Below are 21,609 nucleotides of genomic sequence, written 5' to 3' on the forward strand. Positions count from 1 at the left end.
GCCTCCTCTCAGAAAATCACTGCCCGGACTTCAGATAGTCCAGAATTTCGGCGGCGTTGGTGTCCGGCTTCACCTTGGGCATGGCCTTCTCAATGACGCCCTGCTCGTCGATGACATAGGTGGTGCGCACCACGCCCATGGACACCTTGCCGTAGAGCTTCTTCTCCTGCCACACGTCGTAGGCCTGAATGGCGGCCAGCTCCGGGTCGGAGAGGAGGATGAAGGGCAGGCCGTGTTTGTCGGCAAACTTCTGGTGGGAGGCGGCGGAGTCCTTGCTCACGCCGATAACCGGTACGCCCAGCCGCTCAAACTCGCCGTAGGCGGCGGCAAAGGCGCAGGCCTGCTTGGTGCAGCCCGGGGTGTTGTCCTTGGGGTAGAAGTAGAGCACCACCTTCTTTCCCGCAAAATCAGACAGGGATACGGGGTTGCCGTCCTTGTCGGGCAGGGTAAAGGCAGGGGCTTTGGTTCCGGCTTCCAGCATATCAGGTATCTCCTTTCAAAAAGACAAAATTGGATTCCGTGGAGTGGGCGGGGGAGAAGGCATAGCCCAGACCGTCAAAGTTCCGCAGGTCCTCAGCCCGGTCAATGCCGTGCTCCGCCATCCAGCGGACCATCTGTCCCCGGGCCATCTTGCAGGCGGTGCCCTTTTCCAGTATCTTTCCGCCTTTTTCCTCGCCGAAGGTACAGGTGAGGAACCGCACCGAGGCAGGAAGGTGGGGCTCCACCGCCTTGCTGTACTCCTTGGAGGCCAGATTGACAACCAAATTAGTCTCCGCCGCCAGGGCCTCCGCCAGTGTTCCGCCCCAGAAAGCGTACAGGTCCCGGCAGCCGTCCACCGCCAGCTTTGCCTGCATCTCCAGCCGGTAGGGGGTGACGCCGTCAAAGGGGCGCAGCAGCCCGTAAAAACCGGAGAGGATGCGCAGATGGGTTCGGATATAGTCCAGCTGGGACTGCTCAAAGACAGTGGGGGCCATGTAGCGGTACTGGATGCCCTCGTAGGACAGAATGGCGGGGGTCAGGCTGCGGCTCAGGTCCATGGCGGCTAGCCGCTCCACGTTGAGGGCGGCGATGGCGTCGTTGCACTTCCAGAGGGCCTGGAGCGCCGCCGGGGACATGGAGCGCAGGGCGGAGAGCAGCCGCTCCGTCCTGGGCAGAAAGGCGGGCAGGCCCTCCGGCGGAAAGCTGTCGGTGTCCACAATCATTTTCTTGGCCGGTGAGATAATAATCCGCATAGAAACTCCTTGCAGGGGACGGGCTCACGGCCCGTCTCTTCTGATAGGATAACACACAACCCGCCCGCTTTCAAATGGGAATGGCGGACTGCATCAGGAATCCTCCTGCCAGGGCTGAATCCAGGCGGCATAGGTCTGCCAGAAGTAGTCCCGGCGGTACCGGTCCAGGGCCGCCTCCGGCACGCAGATGAAAAAGTCCGCACCCTCCCGCAGGCCGTCCCCCGCTGCGTAGGCCGACGGGTCCTCTCCGGTGAGAATCAGTTTTTCCAGGGCGGTGCAGCCGGAGAACATGCCGTCGTACAGCACGCTGATGTTGGGCTGGACCCTGATTTCGCGGATGACCGTGTTTCCCGCAAAGAGGGCCTCATCCAGCCCCACCACCGGCTCCCCCTCATAGCTGCCGGGCAGGGTGAGGGACTGGGCGGACTGTCCCGCCTCCGTCAGGCCGGACAAAATCCAGCCGTCCTCTGTGCGCCGGTAGGTGAACAGGGCGCCGTCGGAGTTGTCCGTCCCCAGGGCGGCCGTCCCGGCGGAGGGCATGGAGGGCAGCACGATGTCGGTGGGGGAGGTGTCCTCCAGAAAGACCTTCAAATCCTCAATGAGCAGCTTGGTAAACACCGTGGCGCCGCTGGCGTTGAGGTGGAAATTGGTGTCGTAAAACCAGCCGCTGTCCAGGATGCAGCGGCCCGGGTCCCCCAGAATGGGGAACAGGAGCTGTCCGTCCAGGTAGTCATAGTAGGCGTCCACCGCCGTCTGGTCGGTGCCCGGTTCCAGAGCGGCGGCGTTCATGGGCGGGAAGTGGTAGACCACCCTGGCCCCTTTTGCGGTCACCGCCCGGGCGAAGTCGTTGAGGGCATCGATGAAGTCCTCTGTGATGACGTCCTGGGAGAAGGAGATGAGGTCGTTGGGGTTGTAGCCCCCAGACATGATGTTGGCCGTCCGGTCCGGGTAGACGATGTCGCCGTATCCGTCAAAGGAGGACCGGGCATACACGCCATCCGGTTCCGGGGCTCCCGTCAGGGCGTACCACAGCTTTTTCCCGGCAAAGGCGGGAAAGGCGGCCGCCAGGGACTCGTACCGGCTGGAGTCAATCAGCGGCAGCAGGTCAAAGGCGCCGTCCGCCGCCTGCCAGGCCAGCTCGCCGGAGAAGAAACAGGACAGGGTCTGGGCACTCTGCTCCGGGGCAATGACGAAGATATCCCCCTCACGGGCCTGGGTCTGGGCCCAGTCCAGCATGACCACCGTGCCCATACCGGCGTACATGCCCAAGTCCACCACCTGATAGCCGGGGAGGTACTCCTCCACCAGGCCGCTTTTCAGGGCGAAGGGCACACTGCTGCCCCCCACCACGATGATGCGGGGGCCCTTCGTGGTCTCCAGCCGCTCCATCTTGTATTTCATCTCCCCCAGAAAGGTGTCCTCATACTGGGGCGGCAGGACAAAGCCGAAGAGGAGCAGCAGCCCGGCCAGCAGGCACAGAGCCGCCGCCAGTACGCCGCAGAGGACGGCAGGGGAGGGTGTTTTTCGCTGTTTCATGGCATCCTCTCCCTAGAACTGAAAGTAGATGAAGGCGGTGGCCCCGTGCTGCGTCAGCACCAGGCAGCGGCAGATCACGATGGCCGCAATCAGCAGGAAATAGAGCAGAGGGACGGCGTACCGCCCCCGGGCCTGGTTTTCCTGCACGCTCAGGGCGGGCAGCCGTTCCAGCAGGGGCAGCAGGAGCACCAGCAGGCAGGCCAGTATCAGCTCCACCCGGCCCATGCTCAGCTCGGTCAGGGCGGCGGACAGGCGGAAGTCGGTGAAGATGGATTGGAGAATGAACACTGCCTGGGACAGGTCGGACGCACGGAAAAATACCCAGGCAAAGCACACCAAAACCAGGGTTACTGCCCTGTGGAACCACCGGCCCAAGGACGACTTGAGCTGCCGCCGTCCCAGCAGCAGGGTCTCCGCCGTCAGAAACAGACCGTGGAGCCCGCCCCACACCACAAAGGTCAGGTTGGCCCCGTGCCACAGGCCGCTGACCAGAAAGACCACCAGGATGTTGACGCACTGCCGCAAGCGTCCCCGGCGGCTGCCGCCCAGAGGGATGTACAGGTAGTCGGTGAACCAGCGGGTCAGGCTGATGTGCCACCGCCGCCAGAAGTCCCGGATAGATGCGGCAGCGTAGGGCTGCCGGAAGTTCTCGGTGAGCCGGATGCCCATGAGCCGGGCACAGCCCATGGCGATGTCGGAGTAGCCGGAGAAGTCGCAGTAGATCTGCAGGGCAAAGAGCACGGTGGCCAGCGCCATGGCCGCGCCCCCAGCCCCGGCGGCGTCCCCATAGGCCGTATCCACAAAGGGGGCCAGAAAGTCGGAGATGAGCACCTTTTTGCCGTATCCCCGCACCAGGAACCGGACGCCCTGGGCAATGTCCTCCTGCTCCAGGGAGTTGGGGGCCTTCAGCTGGGGCAGCAGATCGCCGGGGCGCTCGATGGGCCCGGCCACCAGCTGGGGGAAGAAAGAGACAAACAGGGCGTAGTACCCCAGGTGGCGCTCGGCCCGGATAGTGCCCCGATAGACGTCAAAGGTGTAGGACATGGTCTGGAACACATAGAAGGAGATGCCCATGGGCAGCAGCAGATGGAAGCCGGAAAAGCTGCTCTCCACCCCAAACAGTTTCAGCAGGGAGAACACCCCGCCCAGGGCAAAGTCCAGGTATTTGAAGAGGAACAGGATGCCCAGACACACCACCGCATCCAGAACCACCGCCCGGCGCTTCTGCTTTCTGGTCTCCGCCCGCTCGATGCGCAGGGCGCTTGCGTAGGACACCAGGGTGGTGAGAAAGATAAGGCTGAGCAGCCAGGGGCTGTGGCAGGCGTAGAAGAAGTAGGAGGCGGGCAGGAGCACCATCCACCGCTTTTTCCATGGGATGAGCCGGTAGAGGGCCAGCACCGCCGGGAGAAAGAGAAGAAAACCGGGGGACACAAAGCTCATTTCTTCTCCCCCCTTACCACAGTCAGAAAACAGGTGAGGGCCGGGAGGAGCAGCAGGAGCAGAAGCTCCTCATAGGGCACTGAGCAGGCCAGCGCAACGATTACCATGGCCGACGCGGACAACGCCGCCAGTACCGCCGCCGCACAGCCGCCCCGGCGGAGCAGCCCGGCCAGAGCGGTCAGAATCAGAGATAAAACCAGCAGGGCGGGAATGAGGGGGTACTGGAGAAAGACAAAGGTCATGCTTCTCCCTCCAGTGCCCGGCGCAGGTCGTCAATGACCTGGGCGGTGTGGATGTGCACGCCCTCGGTGCTGAGATGGTTGTCGGTGGCGTAGAAGTACAGCGGGTCCATGAGGGAGGACTGAATGTCGGAGATGACGGGTGCGTGGAGCCTCTGCCGGAACAGGGCGTCCAGCTCGGTGATGGATTCCTCGGTGCTGTCCTCCGAGATGCTGGTACGGCTGCGGGGTGAGTAGGTGAAGTACACTGCCACGCCCTTGGACGTAAAGCTGTCGTACATGGCGTTGATGCCCTGCCAGTCCGTCTCAGTGATATGGCTGGCGTTGTAGAAGGCCCGCTTGATGCCGAAATTCTCCCCGGACAGGTTGTTCTCCCGGTAGAGGATGTAGTCCCCGTAGCGGTTGTAGGTGGCCTGTTCCTGCCGGCTGCCGTCCTCATCGTACATGGCGGGGGAGTCGTGGTAGGACCGGGGCGCCATGTCCATCCGGGCGGACTGGAAGTCCCCGAAGGCACCGAACAGATTGGTGAACTCCCGGCAGTCCAGCAGGGAGAGAAGGTCGTAGTTGGATTCGGTCATGCAGAAGGTCTCCTTGTCCAGAGCGGCACTGCCGCAGAACTGCTGCTCAATGGCGTCCAGCTCGGGGGAGTGGAGCAGAATATCCCCCTCCTTCATATAGTGGAGGACGATTCTGGCCTGGGGCAGCATGTTGGCGTAGGCGTACACCCCCATGTTCACCACCTCGTAATCGGGAAACGCCTCAGCCAGCATGGGGCTGTCGTACCCGAACCGGGCGGAGGAGCCGCAGAAGAGCACCAGCTTGTCCTCCTCCGCCACCGACCGGAGATAGTCCGCCTTATCGGGGAAGGTGTCAAAGTAGGTGCTGCTGTACGCCGGGTCCCTGACGGCGTTGAGGTGGAGGCGGGTGATGGCGTAATCCCCAAAGGAGGCTTCGTCCACCTGTTCCAGGGTATCAAAGAGGTAAAGATGCTCCGCTGTCAGGGCGGAAAAGGCCCCCGGCTCCACGGCTGTCAGGGTGGACGGCAGGGCCGCAATGTCCGCCGTCACAGTGCCAAAGGCTCCGGCTGCAATGGCGGTGACAGGCAGCCCACCCAGGGTCTCGGGGATGACCAGGTCCCTCTCTCTGCCGTCATAGCCGGTGATGATGGCGCCGCCGTCCTGCTCGGTCCAGGTGAAGGTCTCCTCCGGCGTACAGGGGAGCCACTCCGGGTAGAGGGTCAGCGTCTCCGCCCCGTCCTCTCTGGCGGAGCGGCTGCCAAAGCCGATATGGACACCGCTGCCGTCGGGAGCGGTATTCCAGCCCACAGCCAGAAAGCCCTCTCTGGAGAACTGTCCCCGCCAGGGCAGGGTGTTGGGGGACAGGCGTGGGCTGTCCTCCTGGACGGTGATGGTCTCTCCATGCCCGTCCCCTGGGGCATAGACGGTGGTGAGAGCGGGAGCGGTGGTCAGCCGCACAACCGCCGGGTATTTGACGTCGTGGAGGATGAGGGTATAGTAGTCATAGCTGGCGGAAAAGCCGGTCTTGCCTGATACGGTGTACCGGTCAAAGCTGACCGATTCAATCCGACAGCCGGTGGGTACGCCAACGGTGGCTGACACATCTCCGCCCCGCTCCGTCTCGTAGATCTGGTTATAGAAGAACAGCTCCGGGTTGTCCTCAAAGACCACCTTGCAGGTGGGCACAGTCTCCCCACCGGTCGTGCAGCCGGACAGGAGCAGCAGCGCGGCGGTCAGCACCCCCGCCAGCTCCGGAACTCTGCGGATTCTCACGCAAAAGGCCCCCTTGCGCCCGGTCACCGGTTGATGATTTGGAGCCCGGCCTCCCGGTAGGGGGTCAGCAGCTCGTCCTCCGCGTCGGTAAAGATGCAGTCGTACTTCCGCAGGCTTACCGTGTGGTAGGGAGACTTCAGGCTGAACTTGGTCTTGTCCGTGATGAGGATACAGCGGTCGGACAGGTCCATGGCGGTGACCTTCAGCTCCTTCACCGCCAGAGAGTTCTCGTAGGTGCCCTCCATGTCGATGGCGGCGCAGGAGCAGAGCATCACATCGAACCGGAAGCCCCGCAGGGCGTTGCAGGCCGTGCTGCCGGTAAAGCCGGTGTTCAGCTTCAGTTCGCCGCCGGGCATGATGACCTGTACGTCATCCTGCTGCACCAGCCAGGTGGCGGCCTGGATGCCGTTGGTGACCGCCACCTTGTGGCGCAGGTTCATCCGCTGCACCAGGGCCAGGCAGGTGGAGGAGTTGTCAATAAATATGGTATGGAACTCGGGCAGGTGGGGCAGGGCGATGGAGACGGTGACCTCCTTTCCGGTGGCGTTGACCTCCTGCCGGACGAAGATGGACACCTCTTCCGAGCCGTCGGAGTACATGGCGCCGCCGTGGGTCCGGCGGAGCAGTCCCATCCGCTGCATCTCGTTCAGGTCCCGACGCACGGTGGCCTCGCTGACGTATACCAATTTGCTCAAATCTGCAACAGTTGCGCGTTTGTGCATTTTCAGGTAGTCCAGGATTAGGTCAAAACGTTCGTTTGTATGCATAATTACCCCCTCCATAATTCGCCGATATTGTATCATTCGGTCATTTTATTGTCAACAATCCCTTGGGATTGGGATATTATGGATTTCGTTTACGGGCACGAAGCCGGTCTGCTACCTGAAATTTTGTTCATTTATGCTCATTTGTGTTCAAATAGCCTGAAAAGTATGCTGTTCTTTCTACTTCTTGGATATTATCACTAAAACGTGGACAAAAGATTACCACAGTGCTATAATTCCTCACAACAGAACGGCCGTTAATGTTCATGCTACTATGGGGAGGATAAATGATGAAAGCGAAACGAATTGCACCCGTCATGCGAGGCCTTTCGGCTGTCATGGCCTCCGTGCTTGCCCTGTCTGTCGTGGGCACAGGTATTGCGGAGAGCTATCGTTCAGCGCTGGACGGCTTCCTTGGAACCAGCAGCTATGTCACCCTTACCGATGAGGATTCCGCCCGCTTCCAGAGCGACTATGCCACCATCGATGAGATGAAGGCTGCCGCCAAGAACATCGCCATCAAGGAAGGCGAAGAGGGCACCGTCATCATGAAGAACGACAATGACGTGCTGCCTCTGGCTTCCGACACCACCGTCGCCCTCTTCGGCCTGGCCGCCTACGCACCCTATCCCTACACCAGCGGCGACCACAAGGCCGGCAACGCCGACGCGGTAGACCTGGTCCAGGCCCTCACCGATGCTGGCGTGAAGATTAACGAGACTGTGAAGGACTTCTACCAGAACGGCATCCTCAACAAGCACACTGAGGAGGTTCCCAACCAGTGGACCGGTGAGATGGAGACCGCCGTGGCCTACGACCACATCTACGTGGCCTCCCCCGGCGACATGACCACCTACCAGATCGCCGAGGTTCCCCCCACGGAGTACGAGAAGCTGGGCGCTCCCGCCGACTGGAAGAGCCAGGTGGACAAGGAAAACACCGTGGGCATCTGTGTGTTCGCCCGCGGCGCCGGCGAGGGCAACACCTACGCCCCCGGTTCCGCTGTCAACTACGCCGGTGAGGAGACCGGTGAGGACCCCCTGGCCCTGAGCGAGGATGAGCTGGCTGTCATCGACGTGGCCAAGGAGACCTGCTCCAAGGTCATCGTCCTCCTGAACACCGGCAACACCATGGTCATCAAGGACATTGCCGCCGGCGGCGCCCACGAAGTGGACGGCATCGCCTACATCGGCTGCCTCAACGACTACCAGGCCATCGGCGTGGTGAATGTGCTCACCGGCCAGGTCAACGCCACCGGCGCCCTGCCCGACACCTATGTGGCTGACAACGCCTCCAACCCCGCTGTGATGAACTTCGGCGGCGGCTACTATGCCGACTACGAGATCGTGGGCAGCGACGGCGACGATCCCCGCTATCCCGGCGTGGAGATCGCCAATACCACCGCCGGCTCCTTTGGCGGCAGCGACACCTATAACGGCGGCTACTACATTGTGGAGGCCGAGGGTATCTACGTGGGCTACAAGTACTACGAGACCCGTTACTACGACTCCATCGTGAATCCCGCCTCCGGCGCTTCTTCCGGCGCAGGCGCCACCCAGGACGCCACGTGGGATTACAATAAGGAAGTGCTCTACACCTTCGGCCACGGCCTGAGCTATCTGGACTACACCCAGACCCTGAAGAGTGTGGACGTGGACCGCACCCCCGACGGCAATATCACCGCCGTGGTGGAGATCAAGAACAACAGCGACCAGGACGGCTACTTCCTGGCTCAGCTCTATGTCCAGCAGCCCTACACCGACTACGACGTGCAGAACAAGGTGGAGAAGTCCGCCGTGATGTTCCTCAACTCCGCCAAGACTGAGGTTCCCGCCGGCGGCACCGCTGAGGTGACCATCACCGTGCCCACCAAGTACCTGGCCAGCTACGACTACACCAATGCCAAGACCTACATCCTGGACGCCGGCGACTACTACTTCACCGCCGCTGCCGGTGCCCACGAGGCCGTGAACAACATCCTGGCTGTCCAGGGCTACACCACCGCCGACGGCATGGACGCCGAGGCCTCCGGCACCGCTCAGGTCTGGAGCCTGGGTGAGCTGGACGACACCACTTTCTCCGTCTCCAACGGCACCGCCGTCACCAACGTGGCCGACGACGCCGACCTGAACTACTGGACCGGCGAGGACACCGTCACCTACCTGTCCCGCAGCGACTGGGAGAGCACCTATCCCATCAACTATAACGAGGTTGAGATCTACATCGCCGACAGCCCCAAGGCGGACGAGTGGATTGCCGAGCTCCGCGGCCAGACCTACACCATCCAGACCGGGAACCCCGCCACTGAGGGCGGCGACCAGGGCGTCCGCTTCGACACCACCAGCATTCAGTACGAGCAGCTGGAGAACATCGACGATCCCTTCTGGGATACCCTGGTCTCCTCCATCACCATCGACGAGGCTGTGGGCGCCGTCATCCACGGCGGCAGCCAGTCCGACGTGCTGACCAACGTGGACAACCCCGTGGTCATCCAGAACGAGGGTGTCAGCGGCTTCACCGCCACCTACACTGACGAGACCACCGGCGAGACCTACCGCTTCAACGTCCACTCCCAGACCCTGATGGGCTCCTCCTTCAACCCCGACCTGGCCTACGAGTGGGGCCGCATTGAGGGCAACTCCGGCCTGTGGCTCAAGCGTTACCACCTGTGGGGTACCGGCCTGACCCAGCGCCGCACCCCCTACAACGGCCGTAACTACGAGTACATCTCCGAGGACCCCATGCTCACCAACCGCATCGGCTACGGCATCCTCCAGGGCTGCGCCGACATGGGCATCCTCAACGGTCCCAAGCACATGGGCTTCAACGACCAGGAGCACAACCGCGGCGGCATCTCCGCCTACATGAACGAGCAGAAGTTCCGTGAGACCGACCTGCGCTGCTTCCAGGGCGGCCTGAGCGACGCCGACGGTATGGCCGTCATGATCGCCTTCAACCGCATCGGCGCCACCAACGCCTCCCACCACACCGGCATGCTGGTGGATATCCTCCGTAACGAGTGGGGCTACACCGGCCTTATCTCCACCGACATGATGAACAACAAGTACTACTTCAACGCCGAGTCCATGGTCATGGCCGGCATCACCCAGGTGGCCGACTTTGCCACTCAGGACAACCACATCAATCTGGGCGAGGGCGGCGTAGACGCCACTTGGCCCTATATCTCCGTAGAGACCGTCAGCGGCGACGCCGACCTGGTGGAGCAGGCCCGGGATAACCTGAAGTACCAGCTCTACACCTACGCCAACAGCGCCATCATGAACGTGTCCACCGAGAAGGTCAACACCTGGTGGGATGACGCGCTGGCTGCCGTCACCTATGTCAGCGGCGCCCTGGCCGTTGTGACTGCCGTGGCCTGGATTGCCCTGACCCTGGTGCCCGAGAAGAAGAAGGAGGAGGTATAACCATGAACATCAAGAAACAGTCCGCTGGCGTTTGGGTGAACCTGATTGCCGCCATCCTGGCAGTGGCCTCTCTGATTGTCTACGGCGTGAATATCTCCAGCGAGGGCTACTTCCAGAACGCTACCGTCAGCAGCATGATGAACTACGGTATCCCCGCCATTATTCTGCTGGTGCTGGTGATTGTCCTGGCCCAGCTGAAGCTGACCGGCGGCGCTGCCGCCGCGGTGGAGATTATCTCCGGCGCCATGCGCATCGCCGTCCCCGTGCTCCTCACCCTCTGCCTCATCAACCTGATTGCGGCCAGAGCTGAGGGCCTGGGCTATATCTACTTCTCCAACGCCGATGTCACCCTGGAGGTGCAGACCCCCGAGAACCTGTCCTCCGCCACCGGCACCATCGCCAACATGATCTGCCTGGCGGTGTCCGCCGTTGTCGCCATGGCGGCAGCCTTCTTCCGCCTCACCAAGAAAGAGGCCTGAGAAACCTTCGGGCAAGCGTTGAAGGCCTGAACAGGGTTTGAATTGCTGTGCCCGGGTGCTCCCCCCGGGCACAGCAATTTCCCATTTTGACCGCGAATGCGGAGCGGAAAGAACCTACGCTGTATGAGAAAGGTCAGTGGCATATGCTTACCATCAGAACATTCACCTGTGAAAATCAGCGGAAACACTGCGTGACCGACGCGGCAGCCCCCCGGTTCGGCTTCTCCCTGGACAGCGACCGGGCCGGGGCGGCGCTGGCCAAGGCCGTTCTGACGGTCAACGGCTGGACGGTGGAGACCGACCAACAGGCCGCCATCCCCTACGGCGGCCCGGCCCTGAAACCCTTTACCCGGTACCGGGCGGAGCTGACGGCGGTGGACGACGCCGGGGAGACCGCCCGGGCTGACCTGGAATTTGAGACCGGGCGGCTGGACACCCCCTGGGCTGCCCAGTGGATCAGCGACGGGGCCTACTCCTTTAAAGAAAAAAAGGTGTCCCCCGTGCCCATGACCTTCCGCAAGACCTTTGCCCTCCGGGGCAAGGTGAAGGAGGCCAAAATCCGTTCCACCGCCATGGGCATCTACCAGCTGACCCTCAACGGCGCAGCCGTGGGAGACGAGTACTTCGCCCCCGGCTTTACCTCCTACAAGACCAATCTGCAATACCAGACCTACGACGTGACCGGCTGTCTCCGGGAGGACAACACCCTGACGGCGGTGGTGGCCGGCGGCTGGGCGGTGGGCTCCTTTGTGTTCACCCGGAAAAACCGGGTCACCGCCGACCGGCAGGCCCTGCTGCTGGAGCTGCGGGTTACATATGAGGACGGCTCGGAGGAGATTGTGGGCACCGACACCTCCTGGCAGGTCACCGAGGAGGGCCCCCTTAAGGAGGCCGACCTGTACGACGGCGAGGTGTACGACGCCACCGCCGAGACCACCGGCTGGCGGAACGCAGTGATAGAGCGCCTGCGGGTTTCCCCCTCCATCCGGGCGGCCTACGGCCCGGCGGTCACCGCCCACGAGGAATTTTCCCCCATCTCCTGTACCAGGGTGGATAACTGCCTGGTCTACGACTTCGGCCAGAATTTCGCCGGTGTGGTCAGACTGGACATCCGGGGCAGGAAGGGCCAGAAGATTGTGGTCCGCCACGCTGAGATCCTCAACCCGGACGGCTCCCTGAACACCGCCTTTCTCCGCACCGCCAAGGCCCGCATTGAGTACACCTGCGTGGACGGGGAGCAGACCTACTCCCCACGGTTCACCTACATGGGCTTCCGCTATGTGGGCGTGGAGGGCATTGACGCGGAGGACATCCACGTCACCGCCGCCGCCCTCTACTCTGACCTGCACGACAACGGCGGCTTCTCCTGCTCCAACGAGATGCTCAACCAGCTCCAGTCCAACATCCGCTGGGGCGCCAAGTCCAACTTTGTGGACATCCCCACCGACTGCCCCCAGCGGGACGAGCGCATGGGATGGACCGGCGACATCGCCGTGTTCTCTCCCACCGCCTGCTACAACTTCGACATGAGCCGCTTCCTGGAGAAGTGGATGCTGGACGTGCAGGCCGAGCAGCTGCCCGGCGGCGGCATCCCCAACACGGTGCCCGTCCAAGGTTACGGCTTCCCAGCCACTATGCCCGCCATGGCGGTGGACTGGTGGGGCGACGCCTGCGTGCTGGTGCCCTGGGCGGAGTACATGGCCCGGGGTGACCTGTCCATCCTGAAAAAGTTCTACCCCGTGATGAAGAAGTATGTGAAGGCCTGCAAATTCTGGGCGGGACTGCTCAGCTTCGGCAAGAAGAAGTACATCTGGAGCACTCCCTCGGTGCTCCATTTCGGGGACTGGGTGGCCCCCGATGTGCCCAAGATGCAGCAGTGGCAGGCCCGCAGCAAGTGGACCGCCACCGCCAGCCTGTGCAACACCAGCGCGGTGACCGCCAGGGTGGCTCAGCTGCTGGGTGAGACAGGAGACGCCGCCTACTACAGGGACCTGAGCGCCAAGGTGGCCGACGCCTACTGCTCTGTGTTCACCGACGGTCAGGGCAGGCTCCTCAACGAGTTCCAGACCGCCTATGTCCTGCCCCTCCAGTTCGGCATGTTCCCGCCGGAGACCAGGACCAAGGCGGCGGACAATCTGGCCCGTCTGGTGGAGAAGAACGACTTCTGCATCGGCACCGGTTTCCCCGGCACGCCCTACATCCTCTTCGCCCTGGCCGACAACGGCCACGCCGATACGGCCTACAAGATGCTCCTCAACACCAAGTGCCCCTCCTGGCTCTACGAGGTGAAGGTGGGCGCCACCACCATCTGGGAGCGTTGGGACGGCCTGGACGAGAACGGCCAGTGCCCCATCGGGGACGACGGCACCGACAAGATGATCTCCTACAACCACTACGCCTCCGGCGCTGTGGGCGACTTCCTCTACCGCCGCGTGGCGGGCATCGAGCCCCTGGAGGCGGGCTACAAGCGCTTTGCCGTCAAGCCTCTGGTGGGCGGCGGCCTCACCTGGGCCAGCGCCTGGGTGGAGACCCCCTACGGCCGGGCCGCAGTGGACTGGAAGGCGGAGAACGGTACGCTGACCGTGACAGTGGCGGTGCCTGTGGGCGCAAGCTGTGAGTTGACGCTGCCCGATGGAAGTCATACAATTTATGGCAGCGGAACCCACACCTGCTCCTGCAAGCTCTGAGAAAGGACATGGACTATGAACAATAAAAAGAATGACTTCTGGAGCACGCCCCTCACCAGCTCCCTCATCCGCTCCTCAGAAGTCCGGCTCCCCGAGATGCTGCTGGGCTACTTCATCGGTCCCTTCGGCGCCCTGCTCTCTTCGGGTATCTTTACCAGCTTCCTCAACAAGTACTTCACCGACGTGCTGGCCCTGGACGAGGCCTTTCTCTCGGTGCTCCAGGTGGTGTCCACCCTCCTCATCGTGGCCGCCAACCTGATTGTGGGCCAGCTCATCGAGCGCACCCGCTGCATGGCGGGCAAGGCAAGGCCCTGGGTGCTGCTGTCCGCCCTGACGCTGTCGGTGGCCAGCGTGCTCATGTTCATCGTCCCCTTTGAGGGCACGGCCAAGATGGTTTGGATCGCCATCGCCTACAACCTCTATTACGCTGTGGCCTACCCCATCTACAACACCGCCAACTCCACCCTCATCCCCGTGTCCACCCGCAACAGCCAGCAGCGGGGCGCTCTGGCCTCCTTCACCAACGTGGCCGGTCTGGGCGTCATGGGCGTGGGCTCCATGGTGTTCCCCATCCTGGTCAGCCAGGTGATGAAGAACGACCAGAACATGTGGTTCATGGTCATGCTGGCGGTGGCCATCTTCTCCGCCCTGACCATCTTCCTCCAGTACAAGTTCACCCGTGAGCGGGTCACCGAGGAGGCCATGACCTCCGGCGGCAGCCAGGAGACCAAGGCCAAGGCCGCCTCCCTGGGCCAGCAGCTGGGGGCCGTCACCAGCGAGAAGTGGTGGTGGATTGTCATCCTCTTCTACCTGGGATTCCAGTGGGCGGGCGCCATGAAGAACGGCTCCATGAGCTACTTCTGCGAGTGGGTCATCGGCGCTACCGGCACCATCGACTGGGGCCTGGCCCAGACCGTTCTGTCCGTCCTGGGCGCCATCCCCATGGCGGTGGCCGCCCTGTTCGTGGTGCCCCTGGCCAACAGGTTCTCCAAGCGCACCGTGTGCATGGTGGGTATGCTGGCCGGCGCTGTGGGCGGTATCATCGCCGGAGTGGGCAGCCACAACTTCGTGCTGGTGGCCATCGGCGTGGCCCTCAAGTGCCTGGGCTCCGCACCCGCCTGCTACCTGATTCTGGCCATGTTGGCCGACGTCATCGACCACATCGAGTTCAAGCGCGGCATCCGCACCGACGGCCTGACCATGAGCATCTACTCCTCCCTGATGGTGGCCGCCACCCCCATCATGAACGCCGTATTCATGGCCATGCTGGGCGCGGTCAACTACCAGAAGCCCACCGGCGCCGCTGAGACCCTTGTCCAGTCCGCCGCTGTCCAGAGCACCATCACCGTGGGCTACATCTGGGTGGAGACCATCGCCTATGTGGTGTGCGCGGCGCTGATCTTCTTCTTCACCGTGGAGAAGAAGCTGCCCGAGGAGCAGGCTGCCATCGCCGCACGGCACAAGCAGGAGGACTGAGCTTCATGATACACTTAGCCATTGACATCGGCGCGTCCTCCGGGCGGCACATTGCCGCCTGGCGGGAGGACGGCGAACTGAAGATGAAAGAGGTCTACCGCTTCTCCAACCTGCCCGATGAGCGGGACGGCCACCTGGTGTGGGACCTGGACCGGCTGTGCCGGGAGGTGGTGAGCGGCCTCAGAGCCTGTAAGGAGCAGGGCATTGTGCCCGACAGCGTGGGCATCGACACCTGGGCGGTGGACTATGTGCTGCTGGACAGCCGGGACCAGCCCATCCTGCCCCTGTACTGTTACCGGGACAGCCGGGGCGCTGAGGGCGCCGAGCTGGCCCACAAGGTAATCCCCTTTGAGAAGCTCTACGAGCGGACGGGCATCCAGTTTCAGCCCTTCAACACCATCTACCAGCTCTGCTGGGACAAGGCCCACGGACGTCTGGACCATGCGGCGGATTTCCTCATGCTGCCCGAGTACCTGAGTTTCTATCTCTCGGGTGTGAAGGCCCACGAGTACACCAACGCCAGCTCCACCGGCCTGCTGGACGCCAAGGGCAGAACCTGGGACATGGAGATTGTCTCCGCCCTGGGCCTGCCCAAGCGGCTCTTCGCCGCCACGCCCCAGACGCCCCCTGTGAAGCTGGGACGCCTGAAGTCGGACATCGGGTCGCAGGTGGGCTTTGACTGCGACGTGGTTCTCCCCGCCACCCACGACACTGCCTCAGCTATTGCCGCCCTGCCCCAAAAGGGTACGGCCTACATCTCCAGCGGTACCTGGTCCCTGCTGGGCGCCGAGCTGGCCCAGCCCGTCACCACCCCAGCGGCCATGAAGGCCAACTTTACCAACGAGGGCGGCGTGGGCACCATCCGGTTCCTCAAGAACATCATGGGCCTGTGGCTGGTCCAGTGCCTCAAGCGGGAGCTGAAGGACCAGTATTCCTTCGCCCAGCTGGCTCAGATGGCCAGGGATGAGGCCAATTTCGACTACCATCTGGACGTGAACAGCGCCCGCTACCTGGCCCCCAAGTCGGTCATGGCGGAGATTGACGGCGAGTGCGCCCAGAAGGGCTGGCCCGTGCCCAAGAACCCCGGCCAGTATGCCCACGCCATCTATCAGAGCCTGGCCCACGCCTACGCCGCCGCGCTGGACGAGCTGGAAAGCATCACCGGCGAGCAGTTCGACGTGCTGTGCATTGTGGGCGGCGGCGCCAACAACACCTATCTCAACCAACTGACAGAGCAGGCCATCGGCCGGAGCGTGATCACCGGCTCCCCTGAGGCCACTGCCCTGGGAAATATTCTGCTGCAGGAGGCTGCATATGTATAACGAAGCGAAAGAGAAATACGCCGCTCTGGGTGTGGACACCGAGCAGGCCATGGAGCGCCTGATGAAGGCTCCCGTCTCCCTCCACTGCTGGCAGGGCGACGACGTCCGAGGCTTTGACACCGACCCCACCAAGCCCCTCACCGGCGGCATCCAGACCACCGGCAACTACCCCGGCCGCGCCCGTACTCCCGAGGAGCTGATGGCCGACCTGGACATGGTCCTCAAGCTGTGCCCCGGCATGAAGAAGCTGAACCTCCACGCCAACTACGCCATCTTTGACGATGAGAACGGCGGCTGGGTGGACCGGGACAAGCTGGAGCCCAAGCACTTCAAGAAGTGGGTGGACTTCTGCAAGGAGCGGGGTCTGGGCTGCGACTTCAACCCCACCTTCTTCTCCCACCCCAAGTGCGACCCCCTCACCCTGTCCTCCCCCAACGAGGAGACCCGCTGCTTCTGGATCGACCACGGCAAGGCCTGCATCCGCATCAGCCAGTACCTGGCCGAGGAGCTGGGCCAGCCCTGCGTCATGAACATCTGGACCGGCGACGGCTTCAAGGACATCCCCGCCGACCGCATGGGCCCCCGGATGCGCTACAAGGAGTCCATTGATGAGATTCTCTCCGAGCCCTTTGACTTCAACAAGGTCAAGCCCTGCGTGGAGTCCAAGGTGTTCGGCATCGGCGTGGAGGCCTACACCGTGGGCAGCGCCGAGTTCTCCCTGAGCTACGCCGCCGCCAACCCCGGCAAGTGCATCCCCCTCATGGACAATGGCCACTATCACCCCACCGAGGTGGTGAGCGACAAGATTCCCGCCCTGCTGGTGTTCTTCCCCGAGATTGCCCTCCACATCACCCGCCCCGTCCGCTGGGACAGCGACCACGTGGTCCTCTTTGACGATGAGACCCGGGAGATGGCCAAGGAGATCGTCCGCTGCGGCGGTCTGGAAGGCAGCGTGAAGATGGCTCTGGACTACTTCGACGCCTCGGTCAACCGTGTGGCCGCCTGGACCCTGGGCTTCCGCAACTGGCAGAAGGCCCTGCTCAACGCCCTGCTCACCCCCAGCGACAGCCTGAAGGCCGACCAGGACGCGGGCAACCTGACCGCCGTGCTGGTGCGTCAGGACGAGCTGAAGACCATGCCCTTCGGTGACGTATGGGACGAGTACTGCCGCCGGTGCGGCGCACCCCTGGACGGTGCCTGGCTGGACACCGTGCTCCAGTACGAGCAGGACGTGCTCTCCAAGCGCTGAATTGAAAAAACAAAGCTGAAAGATAACAGGAGGAGTATTACCATGGTCAATCGTTTTGTGCTCAACGCTATCTCTTATCACGGAAAGGGCGCTATCAAGGAAATCCCCGGTCTGGTGGCCGCCAAGGGCTATAAGAAGGCCTTCATCGCCTCCGACCCCGACCTGGTCAAGTTCAACGTCACCAAGAAGGTCACCGACCTGCTGGACGAGGCCGGCATGGCCTATGAGATCTACTCCGACATCAAGCCCAACCCCACCATTGAGAACGTCCAGTCCGGCGTGGAGGCCTACAAGAAGTCCGGCGCCGACTACATGATCACCATCGGCGGCGGTTCCTCCATGGACACCGGCAAGGCCATCGGCATCATCATCAACAACCCCGAGTTCGCCGACGTCCGCTCCCTGGAGGGTGTGGCCCCCACCAAGAACCGCACCGTGTTCACCATCGCCGTGCCCACCACCGCCGGCACCGCCGCCGAGGCCACCATCAACTACGTCATCACCGACGTGGAGCGCAAGCGCAAGTTCGTCTGCGTGGACACCAACGACATCCCCGACATCGCCATCGTGGACCCCGACATGATGTCCACCATGCCCAAGGGCCTCACCGCCTCCACCGGCATGGACGCCCTGACCCACGCCATTGAGGGCTACACCACCAAGGCCGCCTGGGCCCTGGCCGACTGCCTGAACCTGGAGGCCATCCGGCTCATCTCCAAGAGCCTGCGGGGCGCCGTGAACAACGAGGATGACGGCCGCGAGGGCATGGCCCTGGGCCAGTTCGTCACCGGCATGGCCTTCTCCAACGTGGGCCTGGGCATCGCCCACTCCATGGCTCACACCCTGGGCGCCGTGTACGACACCCCCCACGGCGTGGCCTGCGCCATGATGCTGCCCATCGTGATGGAGTTCAACCAGGAGTACACCGGCGAGAAGTTCAAGGCCATCGCCGAGGCCATGGGCGTGGACACCACCGGTATGGACCAGGCCGCCTACCGCAAGGCCGCCATTGACGCCGTGCGCCAGCTGTCCGTGGACGTGGGCATTCCCACCAAGCTGCCCGCCATGAAGGAGGAGGACCTGGACTTCCTGGCCCAGTCCGCCGCCGCCGACGCCTGCGCCCCCGGCAACCCCAGAGAGGCCACCGTGGAGGACTTCAAGGCCCTGTTCCGCCAGCTGATGTGAGATAGGAGAGAAGAGACGCAATGAAAGATATTCTGACCGCTCCCTTTGTGGAGGAAATGAAGAGCACCACCGCCAACATGTACCGGCTGGGCTGGGACGAGCGCAACGGCGGCAACCTGAGCTACCTGCTGCCCGAGGAGGAGGTAGCCGAGTATCTGGACCTGAACAAGGTCATCCGCACCATCCCCACCGGCTTTGACGCCAAGCCCCTCATCGGCAAGTACTTCATTGTCACCGGCACCGGCAAGTACTTCAAGAACGTGGAGAAGGACCCGGAGACCAACCTTGGCGTCATCCGCATCGCCCAGGACGGCACCACCGCCGAGCTGCTGTGGGGCTACAAGGACGGCGGCAAGTTTACCTCCGAGCTGCCCGCCCACCTGATGAGCCACATGGCCCGCCTGAAGGTGGACCCGGAGAACCGTGTGGTCATGCACTGCCACCCCACCTACACTCTGGCCATGAACTTTGTCCACGAGCTGGACGAGAAGAAGTTCACCCACACCCTGTGGGAGATGTGCACCGAGTGCATCGCCGTGTTCCCCGACGGCGTGGGCGTGCTGCCCTGGATGCTCTGCGGCACCAACTCCATCGGTGAGGCCACCGCCAAGAAGATGGAGGAGTTCCGCCTGGTGGTGTGGGGCATGCACGGCATCTACGGCGCCGGCAAGACCCTGGACGAGACCTTCGGCCTCATTGAGACCGTGGAGAAGGCCGCCCAGATCTACATGCTCACCGCCCACCTGCCCCGGAAGAACACCATCCTGGACAGCCAGATGCAGGAGCTGGCCGAATTCTTCGGCGTCAACTACCGGAAGGACTTCCTCAACCTGGACTGACCGCACCTATAAGCGGATAAAAGCTGAGAAACGCCCCCGCTCTGTATCATACAGAGCGGGGGCGTTTCTGTGGTCAGGACTTGACAGGCGAAGCAGGTGGACTATAATAAGCATCAATATAATAAGAAAGCTTATTATTGGAGTGAGCTGATATGGACGCGCTGCACTATCTGCTGATGAAGACCCACACCAACCTGAACCGCTGGATTCTGAGTGAGGCGGCCGCTCTTGGCCTGTCGCCGGGACAGCCCAAGATTCTGGAGTGCCTGATGCAGCAGGGGGAGAGCAACCAGAAGGCCATCGCTGCCTTCTGCGAGATTGAGCAGGCCACGGTGGGGAGTATTCTGCTCCGCATGGAGCGGGACGGCCTGATCCGCCGGACCCAGCGGGACGGCAACCGCCGGTCCCTCTACGTGTCTTTGACACCGGAGGGGGAGAAGCTGGGGGAACAGATGGCGGATATCTTCCGGCGGGCAGACGCCCAGGCGGCGGCACAGCTGACACCGGAGGAGCAGGAGCAGCTGCAGGTGCTGTTGGAAAAAGTATACGCGTCGGTGTCGCCTGACGGAAGGGAGAACGGGTGATGGAGACGGAACTTCAGAATAAAATCAGAGCGTATGTTAAGCGGTATATCCTGCTGTGCGTGGGCCTTGTTATCATGGCCTTTGGAGTGGCCTTTTCTATCAAGGGGGGGCTGGGCACCTCTCCCATCTCCAGCCTGCCCTACGTGCTCAGCCAGTTCACACCCCTCACCGTGGGCACTGCCACCATTGCCATGCACGTCACGCTGATTGTGCTGCAAATCCTGCTGCTGCGCAGGCAGTATGACCCTGTCCAGCTCATTCAGCTGCCGGTGGCGCTGGTGTTCGGCACATTGACCGACTTCAGCGTGTGGGCCCTCCGGGGCATTACCTGTACCTCCTACCCCATGGCGTGGCTGCTGTGCGTGGTGGGCATTCTGCTGGTGGGCGTGGGCGTCAGCTTTGAGGTCACCGCCGGGGTGGTCACTCTGGCCGGCGAGGGCATGGTCCTGGCCGTGTGTAAGGCGTTCCGTGTGAAGTTTGCCAATGCCAAGGTGGGCTTTGATGTGACCCTGGTGGTGCTGGCTACTGTCCTGTCGTTCCTGTTCCTGGGAAAGCTGACCGGCGTCCGGGAGGGCACGGTGGCGGCGGCCATCTGCGTGGGCCTCATTGCCAAGCAGGTTAACAAGCCCATGAAGCGGTTTGCCCAGCGGTATCTCTGAGCCGGCTTGCCCTGGCGTCCGGGCTGTGGTACAATCAGGCGCGGGACGGAGTCCCCGATCAGAGACGCAGCCGCGGGAGGAGAAAGAGATGAACGGCAGATATATCGCCTTTGACGTGGAGACCCCCAACTACGCCAACGACCGCATGAGCGCCATCGGCGTCACGGTGGTGGAGGCGGGGGAGATTGCGGGGGAGTACTACACGCTGGTGAACCCGGAGCAGCGCTTTGACCGGTTCAATATCGCCCTGACGGGCATTACACCTGAGATGGTGGCAGACAAGCCCACCTTCCCGGAGCTGTGGCGGGAGATTGGTCCCCTGATGGACAGCGGCCTGCTCATCGCCCACAACGCCCCCTTTGACATGTCGGTGCTGGCCAAATGCCTGCGGGGATACGGCATTTACTGGCACCCTACGGTGCGCTACGCCTGCACCTGCCAGATGAGCCGCCGCCTGCTGCCCCAGCTGCCCAACCACAAGCTGAACACGTTGAGCGACTATCTGGGCCTGGAACTTGACCACCACCACGCCGGCAGCGACAGTCTGGCCTGCGGGGAGATTCTTCTCCACCACCTGCGCTCTGGCTCCAGTGTGGCGCCCTTTATCCGTACTTACGACATGGAGCGGCTGTGCACCGTCAGAGCGGGGAGCGGCCGGAGATAAGAGAAAACGGGGACAGACAGCTGAGACGCTGTCTGTCCC

The 21,609-nt window shown here is 62.7% G+C and carries 18 protein-coding genes; 11 read left to right on the plus strand and 7 right to left on the minus strand.

Annotated features, from left to right (window positions below; translation table 11 throughout):
- Nucleotides 1–16: 16 nt before the first annotated feature.
- The 7 genes from bcp to ACOX7T_RS03025 form a co-directional block, all read right to left on the minus strand.
- Nucleotides 17–481 (minus strand): thioredoxin-dependent thiol peroxidase, encoded by a 465-nt coding sequence (gene bcp / locus ACOX7T_RS02995; RefSeq protein ID WP_433439762.1) that lies wholly within the window; start codon nt 479–481, stop codon nt 17–19.
- Between the two features lies 1 nt (nt 482).
- A complete protein-coding gene (yaaA, locus tag ACOX7T_RS03000; RefSeq protein ID WP_433439763.1) occupies nt 483–1,232 on the minus strand; it encodes a peroxide stress protein YaaA in 750 nt (249 codons plus the stop codon).
- 93 nt (nt 1,233–1,325) lie between these two features.
- Nucleotides 1,326–2,768, minus strand: a complete 1,443-nt coding sequence (locus tag ACOX7T_RS03005; protein ID WP_433439765.1) for a hypothetical protein — start codon at nt 2,766–2,768, stop codon at nt 1,326–1,328.
- Between the two features lie 12 nt (nt 2,769–2,780).
- On the minus strand, nt 2,781–4,208 hold the full coding sequence (locus tag ACOX7T_RS03010) for an MBOAT family O-acyltransferase (protein ID WP_433439767.1): 1,428 nt from the start codon (nt 4,206–4,208) through the stop codon (nt 2,781–2,783).
- The gene (locus tag ACOX7T_RS03015; RefSeq protein ID WP_433439769.1) at nt 4,205–4,450 is read right to left on the minus strand and encodes a hypothetical protein; all 246 of its coding nucleotides are present in this window, start codon (nt 4,448–4,450) and stop codon (nt 4,205–4,207) included. The genes ACOX7T_RS03010 and ACOX7T_RS03015 overlap by 4 nt, the downstream gene beginning before the upstream one ends.
- On the minus strand, nt 4,447–6,237 hold the full coding sequence (locus tag ACOX7T_RS03020) for a hypothetical protein (RefSeq protein ID WP_433439771.1): 1,791 nt from the start codon (nt 6,235–6,237) through the stop codon (nt 4,447–4,449). Before ACOX7T_RS03020 ends, ACOX7T_RS03015 begins: the two co-directional genes overlap by 4 nt.
- Nucleotides 6,238–6,260: 23 nt before the next feature.
- Nucleotides 6,261–7,004 carry a DeoR/GlpR family DNA-binding transcription regulator gene (locus tag ACOX7T_RS03025; protein WP_433439773.1) on the minus strand — a complete coding sequence of 248 codons (744 nt, stop codon included), beginning with the start codon at nt 7,002–7,004 and terminating at the stop codon, nt 6,261–6,263.
- Nucleotides 7,005–7,291: 287 nt separating this feature from the next.
- Here ACOX7T_RS03025 and ACOX7T_RS03030 point away from each other — a divergent pair, with 287 nt between their 5' ends.
- From ACOX7T_RS03030 to ACOX7T_RS03080, 11 genes are all read left to right on the plus strand, one after another.
- Nucleotides 7,292–10,426 (plus strand): glycoside hydrolase family 3 C-terminal domain-containing protein, encoded by a 3,135-nt coding sequence (locus ACOX7T_RS03030; protein ID WP_433439775.1) that lies wholly within the window; start codon nt 7,292–7,294, stop codon nt 10,424–10,426.
- A 2-nt stretch (nt 10,427–10,428) separates the two neighbouring features.
- On the plus strand, nt 10,429–10,905 hold the full coding sequence (locus tag ACOX7T_RS03035) for a hypothetical protein (RefSeq protein WP_433439777.1): 477 nt from the start codon (nt 10,429–10,431) through the stop codon (nt 10,903–10,905).
- A gap of 143 nt (nt 10,906–11,048) precedes the next feature.
- Complete coding sequence (locus ACOX7T_RS03040; RefSeq protein ID WP_433439779.1) at nt 11,049–13,592, plus strand: family 78 glycoside hydrolase catalytic domain; 2,544 nt, start codon at nt 11,049–11,051, stop codon at nt 13,590–13,592.
- A 15-nt stretch (nt 13,593–13,607) separates the two neighbouring features.
- Nucleotides 13,608–15,068 (plus strand): MFS transporter, encoded by a 1,461-nt coding sequence (locus ACOX7T_RS03045; RefSeq protein WP_433439780.1) that lies wholly within the window; start codon nt 13,608–13,610, stop codon nt 15,066–15,068.
- A 5-nt stretch (nt 15,069–15,073) separates the two neighbouring features.
- Nucleotides 15,074–16,390 carry a rhamnulokinase gene (locus tag ACOX7T_RS03050; RefSeq protein ID WP_433439782.1) on the plus strand — a complete coding sequence of 439 codons (1,317 nt, stop codon included), beginning with the start codon at nt 15,074–15,076 and terminating at the stop codon, nt 16,388–16,390.
- A complete protein-coding gene (locus ACOX7T_RS03055) occupies nt 16,383–17,639 on the plus strand; it encodes an L-rhamnose isomerase (protein ID WP_433439784.1) in 1,257 nt (418 codons plus the stop codon). The genes ACOX7T_RS03050 and ACOX7T_RS03055 overlap by 8 nt, the downstream gene beginning before the upstream one ends.
- A gap of 42 nt (nt 17,640–17,681) precedes the next feature.
- The gene (gene fucO / locus ACOX7T_RS03060) at nt 17,682–18,824 is read left to right on the plus strand and encodes a lactaldehyde reductase (protein ID WP_433439786.1); all 1,143 of its coding nucleotides are present in this window, start codon (nt 17,682–17,684) and stop codon (nt 18,822–18,824) included.
- A gap of 20 nt (nt 18,825–18,844) precedes the next feature.
- Complete coding sequence (gene rhaD / locus ACOX7T_RS03065; RefSeq protein WP_433439788.1) at nt 18,845–19,663, plus strand: rhamnulose-1-phosphate aldolase; 819 nt, start codon at nt 18,845–18,847, stop codon at nt 19,661–19,663.
- Nucleotides 19,664–19,815: 152 nt separating this feature from the next.
- Nucleotides 19,816–20,247 (plus strand): MarR family winged helix-turn-helix transcriptional regulator, encoded by a 432-nt coding sequence (locus ACOX7T_RS03070; protein ID WP_433439790.1) that lies wholly within the window; start codon nt 19,816–19,818, stop codon nt 20,245–20,247.
- Nucleotides 20,247–20,906, plus strand: coding sequence for a YczE/YyaS/YitT family protein (locus ACOX7T_RS03075; RefSeq protein WP_433439792.1), 660 nt, complete (start codon nt 20,247–20,249; stop codon nt 20,904–20,906). Before ACOX7T_RS03070 ends, ACOX7T_RS03075 begins: the two co-directional genes overlap by 1 nt.
- Before the next feature lie 88 nt (nt 20,907–20,994).
- The gene (locus ACOX7T_RS03080; protein WP_433439794.1) at nt 20,995–21,570 is read left to right on the plus strand and encodes a 3'-5' exonuclease; all 576 of its coding nucleotides are present in this window, start codon (nt 20,995–20,997) and stop codon (nt 21,568–21,570) included.
- Nucleotides 21,571–21,609 lie beyond the last annotated feature (39 nt).

This window comes from Pseudoflavonifractor sp. (genome assembly GCF_050943825.1).
Lineage (GTDB): Bacteria > Bacillota > Clostridia > Oscillospirales > Oscillospiraceae > Pseudoflavonifractor.